General features: G+C 60.5%; 15 protein-coding genes and 1 pseudogene. 3 read left to right on the top strand and 13 right to left on the bottom strand.

Going from position 1 to position 17,076, the window contains the following annotated elements; all coding sequences use genetic code 11:
• The 6 genes from panF to acs all read right to left on the bottom strand — a co-directional run.
• Nucleotides 1-1,339, bottom strand: a 1,339-nt coding sequence (panF, locus tag AACS18_RS06960; RefSeq protein ID WP_374956637.1) for a sodium/pantothenate symporter, incomplete at its 3' end; no start/stop codon positions are given.
• Nucleotides 1,329-1,592, bottom strand: coding sequence for a YhdT family protein (locus tag AACS18_RS06955; RefSeq protein WP_047438157.1), 264 nt, complete (start codon nucleotides 1,590-1,592; stop codon nucleotides 1,329-1,331). The genes panF and AACS18_RS06955, both read right to left, overlap by 11 nt.
• A 127-nt stretch (nucleotides 1,593-1,719) precedes the next feature.
• Entirely contained in the window at nucleotides 1,720-3,060 is a 1,341-nt protein-coding gene (gene accC, locus AACS18_RS06950) for an acetyl-CoA carboxylase biotin carboxylase subunit (protein ID WP_005338910.1), read from the bottom strand.
• Nucleotides 3,061-3,075: 15 nt separating this feature from the next.
• On the bottom strand, nucleotides 3,076-3,534 hold the full coding sequence (gene accB / locus AACS18_RS06945; RefSeq protein ID WP_005338908.1) for an acetyl-CoA carboxylase biotin carboxyl carrier protein: 459 nt from the start codon (nucleotides 3,532-3,534) through the stop codon (nucleotides 3,076-3,078).
• A 36-nt stretch (nucleotides 3,535-3,570) separates the two neighbouring features.
• Complete coding sequence (gene aroQ / locus AACS18_RS06940) at nucleotides 3,571-4,020, bottom strand: type II 3-dehydroquinate dehydratase (protein WP_005338907.1); 450 nt, start codon at nucleotides 4,018-4,020, stop codon at nucleotides 3,571-3,573.
• A 288-nt stretch (nucleotides 4,021-4,308) separates the two neighbouring features.
• Entirely contained in the window at nucleotides 4,309-6,255 is a 1,947-nt protein-coding gene (gene acs, locus AACS18_RS06935; RefSeq protein ID WP_108614004.1) for an acetate--CoA ligase, read from the bottom strand.
• 167 nt (nucleotides 6,256-6,422) lie between these two features.
• Between acs and AACS18_RS06930 the strand changes: the two genes are divergently transcribed.
• On the top strand, nucleotides 6,423-6,704 hold the full coding sequence (locus tag AACS18_RS06930) for a hypothetical protein (RefSeq protein WP_224968618.1): 282 nt from the start codon (nucleotides 6,423-6,425) through the stop codon (nucleotides 6,702-6,704).
• Nucleotides 6,705-6,760: 56 nt separating this feature from the next.
• On the opposite strand, the gene AACS18_RS06925 is transcribed toward AACS18_RS06930, so the two are convergent.
• From AACS18_RS06925 to torC, 5 genes are all read right to left on the bottom strand, one after another.
• Nucleotides 6,761-9,205, bottom strand: coding sequence for a sensor domain-containing protein (locus AACS18_RS06925; protein ID WP_108614003.1), 2,445 nt, complete (start codon nucleotides 9,203-9,205; stop codon nucleotides 6,761-6,763).
• A 151-nt stretch (nucleotides 9,206-9,356) separates the two neighbouring features.
• On the bottom strand, nucleotides 9,357-9,725 hold the full coding sequence (locus AACS18_RS06920; RefSeq protein ID WP_005338902.1) for a hypothetical protein: 369 nt from the start codon (nucleotides 9,723-9,725) through the stop codon (nucleotides 9,357-9,359).
• A gap of 7 nt (nucleotides 9,726-9,732) precedes the next feature.
• Complete coding sequence (torD, locus tag AACS18_RS06915) at nucleotides 9,733-10,401, bottom strand: molecular chaperone TorD (protein ID WP_108542596.1); 669 nt, start codon at nucleotides 10,399-10,401, stop codon at nucleotides 9,733-9,735.
• A gap of 100 nt (nucleotides 10,402-10,501) precedes the next feature.
• Nucleotides 10,502-12,994, bottom strand: a complete 2,493-nt coding sequence (gene torA, locus AACS18_RS06910; protein WP_108614002.1) for a trimethylamine-N-oxide reductase TorA — start codon at nucleotides 12,992-12,994, stop codon at nucleotides 10,502-10,504.
• Between the two features lie 27 nt (nucleotides 12,995-13,021).
• Nucleotides 13,022-14,188, bottom strand: coding sequence for a pentaheme c-type cytochrome TorC (torC, locus tag AACS18_RS06905; protein ID WP_005343495.1), 1,167 nt, complete (start codon nucleotides 14,186-14,188; stop codon nucleotides 13,022-13,024).
• A gap of 145 nt (nucleotides 14,189-14,333) precedes the next feature.
• Between torC and torR the strand changes: the two genes are divergently transcribed.
• On the top strand, nucleotides 14,334-15,047 hold the full coding sequence (gene torR, locus AACS18_RS06900; RefSeq protein ID WP_108614001.1) for a two-component system response regulator TorR: 714 nt from the start codon (nucleotides 14,334-14,336) through the stop codon (nucleotides 15,045-15,047).
• Nucleotides 15,048-15,086: 39 nt separating this feature from the next.
• Here torR and AACS18_RS06895 read toward each other — a convergent pair whose 3' ends face one another.
• Together AACS18_RS06895 and torT are read right to left on the bottom strand one after the other, a co-directional pair.
• Nucleotides 15,087-15,491, bottom strand: a complete 405-nt coding sequence (locus AACS18_RS06895) for a GFA family protein (RefSeq protein WP_108614000.1) — start codon at nucleotides 15,489-15,491, stop codon at nucleotides 15,087-15,089.
• Nucleotides 15,492-15,528: 37 nt separating this feature from the next.
• On the bottom strand, nucleotides 15,529-16,575 hold the full coding sequence (torT, locus tag AACS18_RS06890; RefSeq protein ID WP_108613999.1) for a TMAO reductase system periplasmic protein TorT: 1,047 nt from the start codon (nucleotides 16,573-16,575) through the stop codon (nucleotides 15,529-15,531).
• 70 nt (nucleotides 16,576-16,645) lie between these two features.
• Between torT and AACS18_RS06885 the strand changes: the two are divergent.
• Nucleotides 16,646-17,076 (top strand): annotated as a pseudogene (locus AACS18_RS06885) (TMAO reductase system sensor histidine kinase/response regulator TorS); the annotation flags it as partial.

Genomic DNA, 17,076 nt, shown 5'->3' with positions numbered 1-17,076 from the left:
GCTTGATCCCCCACTGACTGAGTACCCCATAGCTGACGATGCCGCTGACCATGCTGGCCAGTGCGCCCGGGCCGTTGGCCCGCGACCAGTAGAGGCCGAGCACCAGTGGCCAGAGGAACACCGCCTGCAGACCGCCAAAGGCGAGCAGGTTGAGCCAGATGATCATCTCGGGCGGTTGCAACGCCGCTAGCAGCACCAGAGTGCCCAAGATCAGGGTGCAGAGCAGAGAGAGGCGGGGAATGCGCACCTCCAGCTTCTCCTGCTTTGGACTCAGATAGTTGAGGTAGAGATCTTTCACCAGAGTGGCGGAAGCCTGGATCAGCTGGGAGTCGATGGTGGACATGATGGCCGCCATCGGCGCCGCCAGAAAGACCCCGGCCAGCCAGGGTGGCAGCACTTCCATCATCAGGGAGGGCATGATCTTGTCCGGGCTGTCCATGCCCGGCAGGATGGCGCGGCCAAGGGCACCCGCCAGATGCATGCCGAACATCAGCAGGGCGCTAACCACTGTGCCGATCAGAATGCCGCGATGGAGCGCCTTGCTGTCGCGATAGCCAAAACAGCGCAATGCCGAGTGGGGCAGCCCCACCACCCCGACACAGACCAGGATCCAGAAGCTCAGCATAAAGGGCTGGGTCAGCATGTCGCCGGCCCCTTGCGGGCTCACCAGCTTGGGATCGATCTCCCTGAGCTGGTGGATAAGGTTCGGCAGGCCGTCACCGGCAATCAGAATTCCTGCCAGCAGGGCGCCGGTGCCGATCAGCATGATGATCCCCTGCAGGGCATCGGTCATCACCACCGCGCGGAAGCCGCCGATGATGGTGTAGAGCAGCACACAGCTGGCAAACAGCATCAACCCCTGCTGGTAGGAGAGGCCGGTGGCGGTCTCCAGCAGGCGGGCGCCGCCGATAAACTGCACCACCATGGTCGCGATAAAGGCGAGGATGATAGTAACGGAGCCGAGGATCACCACCGCCTTGCTCTGGTAGCGGGCCCACAGCATGTCGTTGATGGTCACCGCATTGACCCGGCGGGCGATGATGGCGAACTTCTTGCCAAGCACCCCCAGAGTGAGCCAGACAGTGGGCAGCTGGATCATCGCCAGCAACACCCAGCCCAGACCAATCTTGTAGGCCGCACCCGGTCCGCCGATAAAGGAAGAGGCCGAGGTGTAGGTGGCCACTAGCGTCATCGCCAGCACCAGCCCGCCCATGCTGCGGTTGCCGATGAAGTACTCCTGCACGAAGTTGCCTTGCGCGCGATGGCGGCTGGCCCAGAAACCGACCCCCAGCACCAGCACCAGATAGATGACGAGCGGCAGCATCAACTCAAGATTCATGTGATGACTCCTTGCCGGAAGGGGAGTGGGTATCGAGGGGGATCTCCACAAACAGCCGGTTCACCATCAGGGCGCAGAGCAGAATGAACAGCAGCGGCATCACCATGCAACTGAGCAGGAACCACAGTGGCAGCCCCCACAACTCCAGCTGGGGCGGGATAAAATAGGCGGTACCATACCAGGCAAAGAAGTAGAACAGGGTCAGCAGCAGGCAGAAAGCTGCTTCCCGGCGGGCGAGAGCAAAACGGTTCACCTTGGCCTCCGACAAATTTGAGGGGCGCAAGGATAACAAAAAAGGGCCATGTCGCCATGGCCCTTTTTCAGCAGAGGCTCCTTGCGGAGCAGACTTCCACCGGAAGTCCGGTCTCTATCAGCGATCCTTACAGACCCAACTTCTTGTGCAGGTAGTGGATATTGGTGCCACCGTGCTGGAAGTTTTCGTCTTTCATGATCTCTTTTTGCAGCGGTACGTTGGTCTTGATCCCTTCCACCACCAGCTCGTCCAGCGCATGACGCATACGGGCGATGGCAATGTCACGATTCTCGCCGTAGCAGATCAGCTTGCCGATCATTGAATCGTAGTGGGGCGGTACCTTGTAACCGGCATAAATGTGGGAGTCCCAACGCACGCCCAGACCACCCGGCGCGTGGAAGCGCTGAACCAGACCCGGAGAGGGCATGAAGGTGGCCGGATCTTCGGCGTTGATCCGGCACTCGATGGCATGGCCACGGATGCGGATATCCTGCTGGGTGATCGACAGAGGCTGACCGGCGGCGATGCGCAGCTGCTCCTTGATCAGATCGATACCTGTGACCATCTCGGTGACCGGATGCTCAACCTGAATACGGGTGTTCATCTCGATGAAATAGAACTCGCCGTTCTCGTACAGGAACTCGAAAGTACCCGCACCACGGTAGCCGATCTCGATGCAGGCGCGTACACAGCGCTCGCCGATGAACTTGCGCATTTCGGCGGTGATGCCGGGTGCCGGCGCCTCTTCCACCACTTTCTGGTGGCGACGCTGCATGGAGCAGTCACGCTCGCCCAGATAGAGGGCGTTGCCCTGGCCGTCTGCCAACACCTGAATTTCGATGTGGCGCGGGTTTTCCAGGTACTTCTCCATGTAGACCATGTCGTTCTTGAAGAACTGGCCTGCTTCGGATTTGGTCAGGGCAATGGCACCCGCCAGTTCCGCTTCATTGCGCACCACGCGCATACCGCGACCACCACCGCCACCGGCGGCCTTGATGATCACCGGATAGCCAATGCGCTTGGCAATGGCGGCGTTGTGCTTGGCGTCGTTGTCGACGGGGCCGTCAGAGCCCGGTACACAAGGTACGCCCGCTTTCTTCATCGCTTCGATGGCGGAGACCTTGTCACCCATCAGGCGAATGGTCTCGGCGCGCGGGCCGATGAAGATGAAGCCGGATTTTTCGACCACTTCGGCGAAATCGGCGTTCTCGGAGAGGAAGCCGTAACCCGGGTGGATGGCCACGGCACCGGTTACCTCGGCGGCGGCGATGATGGCCGGGACGTTGAGGTAGGATTCAGTACTGGCCGGTCTGCCGATACAGATGGATTCGTCGGCCAGCAGCACATGTTTGAGCTCCCGGTCGGCGGTGGAGTGAACGGCCACTGTCTTGATCCCGAGCTCTTTACAGGCGCGCAGGATCCGCAGGGCAATTTCACCGCGGTTGGCGATGACTACTTTGTCCAACATGGGTGGCGATTTCCCTTATTCGATGATGAACAGCGGCTCGTCAAATTCGACGGCCTGACCATTTTCAACCAGGATCGCTTTGATCACACCGGCCTTGTCAGACTCGATTTGGTTCATCATTTTCATGGCTTCGACGATGCACAGGGTGTCGCCGACATTGACTTGCTGACCCACTTCCGCGAACGGCTTGGCATCCGGGCTGGAGGAGCGGTAGAAGGAGCCAACCATCGGGGAGCGCATCAGGTGACCGCTCGGGGCGGCATCTGCGGCCGGTGCGGCGGCAACCGGGGCGGCAGCGGCAGGTGCGGCAACCGGAGCAGCTTGCTGCATCATCATCTGCGGCATGGCGGTGGTCACCTGACCGGAGAAGTTGCGGCTGATGCGAACGGACTCTTCACCTTCGGAGATCTCCAGTTCGGCGATGCCGGACTCTTCAACCAGTTCAATCAGCTTCTTGATTTTGCGGATATCCATTAGCATTCTCTTTCTTCTTTATCTGATCAGTGATTATCAAGCCGCGCGCAGATGGTGCACGGCCGCGGTTAAAGCGAATTGGTAGCCATCGGCCCCCAGACCACAAATGACCCCTTTTGCGACATCAGACAGATAGGAGTGATGACGGAACGGCTCCCTGGCATGGACATTTGACAGGTGAACCTCGATAAAAGGGATGGCAACGCCCAGCAGCGCATCGCGAATAGCGACGCTGGTGTGGGTGAAGGCGGCTGGATTGATGATGATAAAATCCACCTGGCCCATGGCCTGATGGATGCGGCCGACCAACTCATGTTCGGCGTTGGATTGCAGATGTTCCAGAGTGACACCGAGTTCGCTGGCGTTAAGCTTCAGATCGGCGACGATCTCATCAAGCGTCTTGCTGCCGTAGATACCCGGTTCCCGTTTGCCCAGCAGATTCAGGTTTGGTCCGTTGAGCAGGAGAATTCGGTGATTTTGCGACATATTGAGTACATCCTCGATGATAATGCTGCTATCTATCAGCTATCTTGTGGACTACCAGAAATCTAGCCATTTTCTGCGCAAATCGGTGTGCCCTGGCACACAGATTTCGCAATTATATTGATTTCGTGAAAATTAGCAGCATTTTACTGGTCTAATCTCTACATCTGGCTATTTATTGCACGTTTCGACCTGAGATACTTCGTCGCTGCCACCTTGCTGTTTGCTGGCAGATAAGAAACGACAAAGCCGGCACAGGGCCGGCTTTGTTGAGCAACAAACGAAGCGGGATCAGGCTGCTTCCGACTTCTCGCGAATGAGTTTGTCTACTACGCCCGGATCCGCCAGAGTGGAGATATCCCCCAGGCTGTCGGTCTCGCCAGTGGCGATCTTGCGCAAGATGCGACGCATGATCTTGCCGGAACGGGTCTTCGGCAGCCCCTCTGCCCAGTGAATGACATCCGGCGTGGCGATGGCACCGATCTCCTTGCGCACCCACTCCTTCACCTCTTTGTGCAGCTCGCGGCTTGGCTCTTCCCCGGCGATCAGGGTGACATAGGCATAGATGCCCTGACCCTTGATCTCGTGAGGAACCCCCACCACCGCGGCTTCAGCGATCTTGGGATGGGCCACCAGCGCCGATTCAATTTCGGCGGTACCCATGCGGTGGCCAGAGACGTTCAGTACATCATCCACCCGTCCGGTGATCCAGTAGTAGCCGTCCTCGTCGCGACGGGCACCGTCGCCGGTGAAGTAGCGGCCCGGGAAGGTGGAGAAGTAGGTCTGCTCGAAACGCTCATGATCGCCGAATACGGTGCGCATCTGGCCCGGCCAGGAGTCGGTGATCACCAGATTGCCCTCGGTGGCCCCCTCCAGCGGCTCGCCCATATTGTCCACCAGCGCCGGTTGTACCCCGAAGAAGGGACGAGTCGCCGAGCCCGGTTTCAGGTCGGTGACGCCGGGCAGCGGCGTAATCAGGATGCCGCCGGTTTCGGTTTGCCACCAGGTATCGACAATGGGGCAGCGCTCATCGCCAATGGTGCGGTAGTACCACTCCCAGGCTTCCGGGTTGATGGGTTCACCCACCGAGCCCATGATGCGCAGGCTCTGGCGTGACGTGCCGGTGACCGCTTCGTTGCCTTTGGCCATCAGGGCGCGGATGGCGGTGGGGGCGGTATAGAGGATGGTGACCTGGTGCTTGTCCACCACCTGACTCATGCGGTTGGTGGCTGGGTAGTTGGGCACCCCTTCGAACATGATGGTGGTGGCGCCGTTGGCGAGCGGCCCGTAGACCAGATAGGAGTGACCGGTAACCCAGCCCACATCGGCGGTACACCAGTAGATATCCTCTTCGTGGTAGTCGAACACATATTTGAAGGTGAGGGTGGCATAGACCAGATAGCCGCCAGTGGTGTGCAGCACCCCCTTGGGTTTGCCGGTGGAGCCGGAGGTATAGAGGATAAAGAGCGGATCTTCGGCGTTCATCGCCTCCGGCGGGCAGTCGCTGCTGACGGTGGCGGTCGCTTCATGCCACCAGATGTCGCGGTGGTTGTGCCAGGCGACATTGCCGCCGGTGCGCTTGAGCACGATCACTTTGTTGACCTGGGTATCCGGGTTGGTGAGCGCTTCATCCACATTTTTCTTGAGTGGCACCGGACGGCCGCCACGCAGTCCCTCGTCGGCGGTGATGACGATGCGCGAGCCCGAGTCGATGATGCGACCAGCCAGCGCTTCCGGCGAGAAGCCGCCGAAGACGATGCTGTGTACCGCGCCGATGCGGGTACAGGCCAGCATGGCGATGGCGGCTTCGGGTACCATCGGCATATAGAGGCAGACCACGTCGCCGCGGTGAACCCCTTGTGCTTTCAAGACGTTGGCAAACTTGCACACTTCGCTGTGCAGTTCGCGGTAGGTGAGTTTGCGATCTTCGGCGGGGTTGTCCCCTTCCCAGATGATGGCGATCTTGTCACCCCGTTCGGCGAGATGGCGATCGAGACAGTTAGCCGAGACGTTGAGCTGGCCATCTTCAAACCATTTAATGGAGACATGGCCCGGATCGTAGGAGGTGTTCTTGACCTTGGTATAGGGTTTCATCCAGTCGAGAATTTTTCCCTGCTCTCCCCAGAAGGCGTCCGGATCCTCGACGGAAGCCTGATACATGGCGGCGTAGTCGCCCTTGTCTAGCAGTGCATTGCTGCTGATGTGGGGTTTGACCGGGTAGACCTTGCTCTCGCTCATCTGTCACTCCTTTGAATAGATCTTTTAATGGTTTCTTAACAACTTATACCTTTGGTGGCGGGGGGCAATTAGACTTTTGGATAGGCGGCAACAGTTGGTTACAGGACAAAGAGTGACAATTAATCGGTGGTTGAGTAAAAGGGGGCCGTGTCGATTAATTGGAGGTCATGATGTTTTCTCTGTTGCTCTGTACATCCCTCTGGCAGTTTGATGCGCCAGTGCCCGCTGGTGAACCTCCGAAAGAGTTTGCGATCACCCATCAGGAGGCCTCACCCGCGTTGCGGGATCGGGTGGCCGATCAGCTTGGTCATGCATGGCAGGCCAAAGAGCCCGGTACCAGGCTTACCTTCAGCGAGCCAGCTCCCCGTTATGCTGGCGAATCACCGTTGACGCGTATGCTCAATGATCGTGATGATGGTTGGGAATCCCGCTTGCAGATTGAGTGGTAATCCGGTCGGCAGCCAGGAGGCGGATGCCTCCCGGCTGGTGATGATGATGCCTGCCGCTATGAGACGTAGCGTTGATGCAGGCGATCTCCCATATGTTCGACATGCAGTGGTTTGCTGAACAGATAACCCTGTCCTTCGCCGCAGTTGAGTGATTGCAAGAAGGCGTGTTGTGCCTTGGTTTCAATACCTTCGGCGGTGACCTCCATATCCAGACTGTCGGCCAGATTGATGATGGTGCGACAGAGCTCCCTACTGTTCTTGTCTTCCGGTAATGCCTGCACAAACGCCCGGTCGATCTTGATGCGATCGATCGGCAGGGTCTTGAGCAGACTCAGTGACGAGAAGCCGGTACCAAAGTCATCAATGGCAATCTGCACGCCGAGACTTTTCAGGCGGGGAAAGAGATCCAGACTCTGTTCGACCCGCTGGATGATGCTCTCCGTCACCTCGATCTCGAGCCGCTCTGGCGGAAATCCGGTCTCGGCCAGAATAGCGGCGACCCGTTCAACGTAGCCCGGGGAGCGCATCTCCCGCACCGACACATTGACCGACAAGCGGGGCACCGGCAGTCCGGCGGCCAGCCAGTTTTGTCCCTGCTCGCAGGCGTTGCGCATCACCCACTCGCCAATTTTCTCGATCAGGCCGCACTCCTCTGCCACCGGAATAAAGCGGGTCGGCGCTATCATCCCCTCATTGGGATGCTGCCAGCGCAGCAGGGCTTCCAGTCCACTCAGGTGGCCGTTGGCCAGATTGGTCATGGGTTGATAGAAAATGCAGAGCTGTTCGAGCTCAAGGGCCTTGAGCAGACCCTGTTCAATCTGCATCCGCTCGCGGGCTCGAGCTGCCATGCAGGGGGTATAGAACTGGAATCCATTGCGCCCCTGACTTTTCGCCTCGTACATGGCGCTGTCGGCGGCGCTGACCAGGGTTTCCGGGCTGTCAGCATGATCCGGATAGATAGCGATACCGATACTTGCCGAGATTGCCACCAGCTCATGAGCCAGCTCAACTGGTTCACGCAACACGGTTAGCAGGGTATTGGCGAGGGTTGCCAGCTCGTCGGGCTCTTCCAGATAGGGGATCAGCACCAGAAACTCGTCTCCCCCGAGGCGGGTCGCCAGATCGTTGTGCTGCAGGCAGCCGCGGATCCGCTCTGCCAGCCGCTTGAGCAGCTCATCGCCAACTCCGTGGCCCAGGCTGTCGTTGATCAGCTTGAAGCCATCCAGATCGATAAAGAGCAGCCCCAACCGTTTGCGATTGAGCTGCGCGGTTTTCAGCTCAAGGGCCAGCCGCTCCTGCAACAGATGGCGATTGCCCAGCTCGGTCAGGGGATCATGATAGGCAAGGTGGTTCAGCTCGGCCTCCACCTTGCGAATCGCGCTGATGTCGGAGAGGGCGATCACATAGTGAGTGGTGTTGTTGAAGTTGTCATAGACAGCGCTGATCTGCTGCCAGGAGGAGAAGTAGCTGCCATCCTTGCGCAGACAAACCATCTCGCCATGCCAGGCGTTGTTGCCGGGGCGCAGGTGATACCAGGGATAGTCGAGGTCGGTGTAGCGCCTGGGATGCATGATGATATCCGGGGTGCGGCCTATCACCTCCTCGGCATTGTATTGGGTCAGCATGGTGAAGGCCGGGTTGACCGACAGAATATGGTGTTCGCTGTCGAGGATGATGATCCCCTCGGCCGTGGTATCGAATACCACGTTGGCTTGATGGAGCCGCTCCTCCTGACGGCGGCGGGCGGTGGCATTGTGAATGACCCCCATGACCCGGTGGCCGACCGACTCGGTGGCGGGGACATGGTCGGCATGAATATCGACCCAGTGGCGCTCGTTGAGTGCGGTAAGGTAGCTCAGGGTGAGATGGATGGGGTCATGACTTTGCAGGGCGGCCTTGAGCTGGCTGCCGGATTCCGGTTCAAAACAGTCGACGAACGCTTGCAGCCCGCCGTGGAACTGGTTGGCCTCGATGCCCAGCAGCGGCTCAATCTGGCCGTCGAACAGCAATCTGTCTTTCGCTACGTGCCACTCCCACACCCCGATTTGGGCCGCTCGCATTGCCAGTTGCAGCCGTTGTTCGGTTTCGTACTGCTCGGTGATGTCCCGCACAATGGCGAGGATGCCGTTCAGCTCCCCTTTCTCATCACGCATCGGGCTGTAGGTGGCCTGAAAGCGGCGGGAGCTGCTGTCGTACGCCGCGGTTTGGCCCGTGATGGCGATATCCACGTAGGGCATGCCGCTTCGCATGATCTGCTGAAACATGGGCTCCAGCGTCGGTGCCAGCTTGGGAACCACCTCTCTGAGGTGCTTGCCCTGATGCTCCTCGATGCTCTTGCCATTGATGTCGGCCAGCACCTGATTGACTTTACGGTAGCGAAATTCGCAGTCAAAGACGCCGATGCCCAGAGGGGCATTATCCATCAGCTGTTCTAGGACGGTGTGATCTGACAGCTGGGTCAACATTGCCTCGGTGTCGGCGTTGAAGAGCTTCCCATCCATGATGACCTCGGCATTGATTGTTTTGTCACTTGCATCAGTTGTCAGTATGGCACGAACTGTTTGGCCGGGAGTCAAGCGGAGTTATCTGGTTGTTTTGACGGCAAGAATTGGCAGAAAACCTGATAAAAGGATGGAAAAAGGGGGCGAGTGGTTATCCCTTCTGGCGACCAAACGCCTGAATACCACGCACAAATACCAGCCAGCCGATCAGATGGAAGGGGAGGGCAAGCAGATAGAGCAGCAGGAAGTGCGACTCGCAGCCACTGCTGTTGATGAAGTCGATCCAGGCGGCCAGTAGCGCCAGCATACCGGCGATCTGGAAGCGGCGGCGCAACACCACCTCGACGCCGAGATTGGCAAGGTAGAGGGTGAGCAGGATGCCGGCAAAGCCGGTGAGCTGGGCGGTGCCGTAGAGCTCGCGATCCGGGTTGAACAGCAGCGCGATCAGGGGAGTAATGCCCTGATCCAGCGGGATCAGGGCCAGCAGCCAGCATGCAATCAGAAGCAGGGCTGTCTTCATCGCGGCCTCAGTCGGCGGACGGTGCCGGTTTGACCAGAGAGAGGTAGTTGGCATCCATCTTGAGGAAGACCCCCAGTAGACGGGCACTGGCGCCGTAGAAGCCAAACCGGTCGGCGGCGCGACAGGTGCTTTCGAACTTGTCAAACCAGCCCAGCAGATGGCCGTGCAGCAGCGCTTCCTGCTCGTCGAGCCAGCGTTCCCGCTCGGCCGCGCTCTTTGCTTCCGCCGCGCGGATGATGAGATTGCCCATCAGATCCAGCTCGATGGCCAGATGGTCGGCAGGCTCTTTGTATTTATCGCTGACATTGATGCCGAGGCGCTCGAGGCGAGCCTGCATCTCGGCCATCGGGGCCTGCATCAGCAGCTTGGCATCGCCACGGTAGAGCGATTCGTAGGGCAGGGCGCCCTGCTTGGGATCCACCAGAAACAGCCCGGCGAAGTCGGCGGCGAGTTCCAGTTGGCGATCCGGGCGCACCAGCAGGCGAGCGATGGCCTCGTTGAGCTCGGCCACGGCTTCGCGCATCGGATCCAGGGTGGAGAGGCTTTTCAGGAAGCTTCGCACATCATAGGTGTCATATTCGGCGATCTGCTCATCACTGAGTTCGGCGGCGAACAGGGTGGAGAACCACCAGTAGAGTTCGGCCCGGCGTTCGCTGGTAGCCATAAATTCCTGCATTTTTCCTCCGTGGATGGCAATCGGGAGCCTTGATGGCTCCCGATTCTAACGACTTTAAAAATAAAGGAAACTCAAGGGGGCGCTTTCGTCCCCCCCGGGGTCAGAGTGCCGGGAACATGGGGTCGATGCCCTTTGCCGATTCCGGCGCGCCGAAGGCAGTGACTGCCGGTGCCTGCCCGCGGAACTTCTCGATCTCCACCAGCGCGGTATGGGCCGTGGTGGCCTGCGCCAGGCTGGAGGAGCCGATGTCGGCGGTCAGCACGTTGGGATCGCCGTAGGTACAGAGCGTCCCCACTTTGCCACCCTCTTGCGGGCCATACCAGGCACCTTCCTGTATCCGGACTACGCCGGGGGCGTAGTCATCGCTCACCACCAGACCGGCCAATACCTGACCGCGGCCGTTGAACACCCGCACCAGATCGCCGTCTTTGAGGCCGCGGGATTTGGCATCCTGCGGATTCATATAGACAGGTTCGCGACCCTGCACCGTGTAGGTGGCGCGGTAGTTGTCGGAGGAGCAGAGCTGGCTGTGCAGCCGCTTGTCCGGGTGGCAGGATTGCAGGTGCAGCGGGAAACGCGCGCTGCCCGGCCCGCCGTGGGAGCGCTCGTAGGGCTCGATCCAGACCGGGTGGCCCGGGCAATCCCCATAGCCGTAGTCAGCGATGGTCTTGGAGTAGATCTCGATAAGGCCGGACGGGGTACCCAGTGGTTCCAGATCCGGCTCCTGACGGAACGACTCGTGGCGCACCCAGGGTTGGCCTGCCGGGAAGGTGACGAAGCCTTCGCCGTGCCAGAACTGGCTGAAACGGGGCAGACGAATGCCGATGCCGCGGCCCTGCAGGCGGGCGTCGTCATAGATGCTCTGGATCCACTCCAGCTTGCTCTTGCCACCGGTGAACTCGGCCTCGCGACCGAAGCGACGGCAGAGATCGGCGAAGATGTCGTAGTCATCACGCGCCTCGAACAGCGGCTCAACCACCTTGTACATGGCCAGAATGCCCGCGTTGGAGTGGGAGCCCCACTGCTCGATGTCATCCCGCTCATAAGTGGTGGTGGCGGGCAGCACGATATCGGCGAAGCGGCAGCTGGCGGTCCACTGGTGATCGATGCTGACCACGGTTTCCAGCTTGCGCCAGGCCGCGACCATCTTGTTGCGATCCTGCTGGTGGTGGAACGGGTTGTTGCCGCAGAACACCGCCATCTTCATGTGGGGGTAGGTGATGGTCTGGCCGTTGAAGGCGATCTGCTTGCCCGGATTGAGGATGCAGTCGACGAAACGGGCCACCGGAATGAATTTTGAGTAGCCCTTCCAGTCGCCGTCATGGAGCGGCTTGACCCCGGGAATGACCGAGCTGAAACCGGACATGATGGGGCCGCTGGAGGTGATGGTGCCCGCCCCGTTGTAGTGCCAGCCAAAGCCGTAACCACCGCCCGGCAGGCCGATCTGACCAATCATCGAGGCCAGTACCACCAGCATCCAGGCGTACTGCTCGCCGTGGTGCATGCGCTGCACACACCAGCCGCCGATAAGCTGGGTGCGGCCGCTGCTCATGGTGCGGGCCAGTTCGCGGATGGTCTCGGCAGGGACGCCACAGATGGCGGCGGCCCACTCGGCGTCCTTCACCTGACCATCGCTGGTGCCCAGCAGGTAGGGCAGGAACTTGTCAAAGCCGGTGGTGTAGTTCTTCAGGAACGCCTCATCGTGGCGCTTCTCGCTATAGAGGGTGTGGGCGATGCCCAGCATCAGCGGCACGTCGGTCTGCGGATTCAGGGTCACCTGATCGCAATTGAGGTACTTCTGGGTCTTGGATTTGACCGGATCGACACTGATCACCCGGATCTCGCCCTTGGCCACCTTCTCTTTCAGCTGCGCCCAGTAGTCGTAGACGCTGTGATCCGGCACCAGCCAGCCCACTTGCAGGTTCTTGATAGGATCGGAGCCCCAGATAACGATGGTCTTGCTGTGCTCCAGCACCAGCGGCCAGGAGGTCTGCTGTTCATACACCTCCATGGCGCCCGCCACGTGGGGAAGGATCACCTGGGCGGCGCCGGTGGAGTAGTCACCGGCCTTGGCCAGATAGGTGCCGTGCAGGTTCATGGCGCGTCCCAGCATGGCGCCAGCGGAGTGCAGCTTGCCCACCGACTGCCAGCCGGAGTGACCGGCATAGAGGGCGCTCGGGCCATAGGTCTTCTGCACCCGCTCCAGCTCGTGATAGAAAAAATCGAGCGCCTGGGACCAGGTGACCCGCACGAAGCGGTTTTGGCCGCGTTCGCTGGTGTCGGACTGGTGGCCCTTGCGTAGCCAGTCCAGTCGCACCATGGGGTAGCGGATGCGGGAGGGGTTGTAGACCACTTCACTCAAGGCCTTGAGCATGTCGGTGGGGTGCTTGTCGTGCTCGAACGGCAGGGTCTCGACCCAGCGGCCATCGACCACCCGGGCACGGAAGGCGCCCCAGTGGGAGCCGGACTGCACCAGCTTGTCGCCAGACTCGGCAGCCATCACGGCGCGACCGAGCAGGGAGGGGCCGATCAGGGTAGAGGCACCGCTGGCCAGCAAGCCACCCAGAAAACCACGACGGGAAATATTGATCATCTTGTTATTCCTCTTTCGAATCCGGACTTAGTGGCTGCCCTGACCACCGGTATCGGCGGCATGGTTTTGCAGGTATTTGAGCAGGGTGCGCTCCTCTTCCTTGCTCAGGCGATAGTAGGCAGACATCGCCTTGAGCCCCGAGATCCAGCCGTTGGCAGTGAAGTGAGCGGGATCCGGCGCGCCGTGGCAGGAGTTGCAGGTGGATTTGTACATCTCGCCGGCGTAATCCCAGATTGGCTTGAGCGAGGACTCAAAGCCCTTGCCATCGACCCAGGCCTGCACCTGAACCTGCTCCCACTTGATATGGGTGGCGCTGTCGGTCTCCTGCTTGAGCACTTTCTCGCTCGCTTTCAGTTCGTCACGGATGGTAGCGACGAAGACCCGCTTGCCCATGTATTCGCTCAGCACCCGGCCCTTGCCATCGCTCTCGCGCCACCCTTCGATGGTCACCTTGAGGCGATCGCCGCTGCGGTCCACCACGTCGATGCGGGAGGCAGGCAGCAGTTTGCCGACCGGGTCGGTGCTCTGCTCGCTGGCGTAGAGATCTTTTTCACCCAGGTTGTAGAGGGTCTCGGCGGCTGGCGCCTCTTGCGCGTCGTTGACCAGGGTGGCGTAAGTGGCCCGGAAGCCGCCCGCCATGTTGGGCAGTTCGTGGGCGATGCCTTTGTGGCACTCGATGCAGTTCATGTTCTTCGCCGCCGCATCTTTCATCGCCAGCGCTGCCGCCGGGGACTGCTTGGCGTGATCCATGTTGTCGTAGCTGTGGCAGGACTTGCAGGTCTTGGAGTTCTGGCTGCTCATCCGGGCCCATACCTTCTCGGCCAGATGCAGGCGCCGGTCCTCGAACTTCTCCTGGGTGTCGATGCTGTGGCCTATGTACTCCTGATAGAGGTCGTTGGCCGCCTCCATCTTGCGGGCCACCTTGCCAACGAAATCCTTCGGCTGGTGACAGTCGGTACAGACCGCCTGTACGCCGGAAGCATTCTTGAAGTGGATGGACTCCTTGTACTCCGGATAGACGGTGTCTTTCATGGAGTGGCAGGAGATACAGAATTCGAGACTGCTGGTTTTCTCAAAGCCATAGTGCAGGCCGACGGTGCCCGCGAGGGTGACGCCGACGCCCACCAGAAGCAGCGCCAGTACCGACCAGCGACGGCTGGGGGTGCGCAGGAAGTGCCACAGTTTTTTCATCATGCTCTCTCACATCACTTTTTTGATGGGAGCCATGATAGGGCGGTGTTGTGAACAGGGCTGCCGCCACAAATTAATGAAATAGGGGTATTTATGACAAAATGTGAATAGAATAATCCTCCCTTGTCGACCATCGTGAACCCTGCCCATGAGCTACCACATTCTGGTTGTTGAAGATGATGCGGTTACCCGCGAGAAGCTGACCGGCTATTTCGAGCGGGAGGGCTATCGGGTGACGGCGGTCGAAAACGGCCAGCAGATGCGCGCCGTGCTGGCGGAGCAGACGGTCGATCTGGTGATGCTGGATATCAACCTGCCAGGGGAAGATGGCCTGCTGCTGACTCGTGAACTGCGGGCGCGCAGCATGGTGGGGATCATTCTGGTCACCGGCCGCAGTGATGCGGTGGACCGGATTGTCGGCCTCGAGATGGGGGCCGACGACTATGTCACCAAGCCGTTCGAGCTGCGGGAGTTGCTGGTGCGGGTCAAGAATCTGCTGTGGCGGATCTCGCTGGCGGCCGCCGCGCCGAGCGAGCCTGCGGTGGCTGACGATGCGGTGCGCTTTGGCCCCTGGCGTTTTGATATTCCCCGCCGCCAGCTCAGCAAGGACGGAGTGCCGGTGCGCCTGACCAAGGCGGAATATGAAGTGCTGGTGGCCTTTGTCGCCCATGCCGGGCGGGTGCTTAGCCGGGAGCGGATCCTGACCCTCATCAGCCATCGCGGCGATGGCCCGAGCGATCGCACCATCGACGTGCTGATCCGGCGGCTGCGCGGCAAGATGGAGCTGGATCCGCGGGATCCCCAGCTGTTTGTCACCGTCCATGGTGAAGGCTATCTGTTTGCCGGTGAGATAGCCTCCTGAATCTGGCGTGGTGGCCTTGGCCTGTGTAAGGAGTGCCGATCAGACCGGCGGACGGGTATCAAATTGCGGGCAGTCGTCGCCAATCTGGTGCCAGGGCGCCTTGGAGCCGACAAATATGTGAAATGCGGGCCGCTGGCTTGGTACATCGTCCAGCACTCCGAGGCGCAGGTTGATCTTGCCGCTGCTGCTCTTCTGGCTGAACAGGCTGGAGCCGCAGTGACGACAGAAGGCCAGGGTGGTCTCTGCCGATTTCCGGTAGCGGCCGATGGCCTCTTCTCCCTTCACAATGGTGACCTTGTTGCCATCTAGTCCGCCGACAGAGGCGTAATCTCCCCCTGAAAACTTGCGGCATTCGCTGCAGTGGCAGTTCCCCATATAGTCGAACTGATCCGGCAGGATCAGGGCGACGGCGCCGCACAGGCAGCTGGCATGTAACTCTTTCATCTCTTCTCCTTGAGTGTGCTAATCGGATTTGGAACGGCTATTCGGCCCGATAGACGGGACGAAAAGCGCCATCCGAGAGGGAATCGGCAGGGTCGGCCAGCGGTGCAGACAGCGTCAGAATGGGTGGCCCCATCACCCGCGGGCACTGCTCGGCATTGGCATCCGGGTGTTGCAGCAGGCAGACCGCCTGAGCGACAGCAAGACGCCCCTGCAGCCGCATTTGATCGCTGTTGGCGGCCAGGATCTTGCCCCGGCGCAGGCCCCGCTGCACCCCGTGGCTGAAGTAGGTGCTCAGCACTTGTGGCCTGTCGAGATGGCGCTGCGCCAGCTCGTTGACCGCCACTTCGGCGGCGATGGCGCCCCCCACCAGATAGTCGAGATCGGGATAGCGGGCCAGGGTCTGCTGCACCAGGGTGCGCTGGATTTCCCGGCTGTTGTCGCCGCGCTCGGTAGTGACCAGCTTGATGGCGCTCCCCTTGATGGCGTCGGCAAAGCCCGGTTCGACGAAGTTGTTGCCGCCGCTCGCTTGCGGGCCGGGGAAGAGGACGACCGAGACCGGCTTGCTGCCGGTGGGGTGGCGCTGCGCCAGCCAGTGGCCAATCTGCCAGCCCATCTGGTACCAGGATACCCCCACCTTGGCCTGCACCAGACCGGTGGGCAGATCGTTGACCAGACCAAAGACCGGCAGCGGCGTGGCCTTGATTGCCTCGTGCAAGCCCTGATAGCTCACGGCGCCGAGCAAGATGGCGTCGCTCCCTTCCTGCGCGCAGCGCTGCAACTGCTGGCGCTGCTCGGCGAGGGCGCCGTAGCCCCCCGCTTCGTGGATCTGTAACTTGACTCCCAGCCGCTTCGCCTCATCCACCATGCCCTGATTGACCGAGAGCCAGTAGGCGTCACGCAGATGGGGGTAGAGGGCGCAGAGGGTCAGCGGTTTGGTTGCGGCGGCGGGTTCCGGCCACTGCTGGCGCACCGGCTGGCCGCTGAATTCGCCGCCGGGCCAGATATCGACCGCAAAGGCGAGGGCGGTGCGAGGAAGCAGAAGCAACCAGATCAGCAACAACGGGGAGAGATAGACGCTTCGCATGGTCAGGGGTTTTGTTAAAGTGTTGGGCCATATTATCCGGTCAAAGCCGACCACAACCAAGGGACTTCCCGTGAGAATCTTTTCCGGCCTGGGTGGCAAGTTGCTGCTGGCCTTCTCCCTGATGGCGTTGCTGACCCTGAGTGCCTCCCTGCTGGGCTGGGTGGGGCTTAGCCATCTGCGCCAGCTGGAGCAAGGGGTGCAGCAGACTTTGGCCGATCAGGAGCTGGCACGCACGCTCTCTCGCCTCAGCGGCGAGATCCAGAGCGCGTCGCGGCTGCTGGCCACCGCAACCAGCGAGCAGGAGCGGGAGCATCAGGGACGCTTGCTCACTCTGCAGGGGCAACAGCTACAACAGGTGCTGGCTCAACTCGGCCGTGGGCAGGGTTCAACAAGCCTTGATCAGCTCAGTCAGAGCATTATCGGTAATCTGGGTCAGCAGGGCTGGCTGGTGGGGGAACGGTTGACCCTGATGGCGGAGGGGGAGGCGCAGCGGGCCCGTCT

It is taken from the genome of Aeromonas sp. HMWF015 (genome assembly GCF_963878965.1).
Lineage (GTDB): Bacteria > Pseudomonadota > Gammaproteobacteria > Enterobacterales > Aeromonadaceae > Aeromonas > Aeromonas veronii.
Note: the sequence above shows the minus strand (reverse complement) of the source record. Positions and strands in the feature narration are given on the sequence as shown.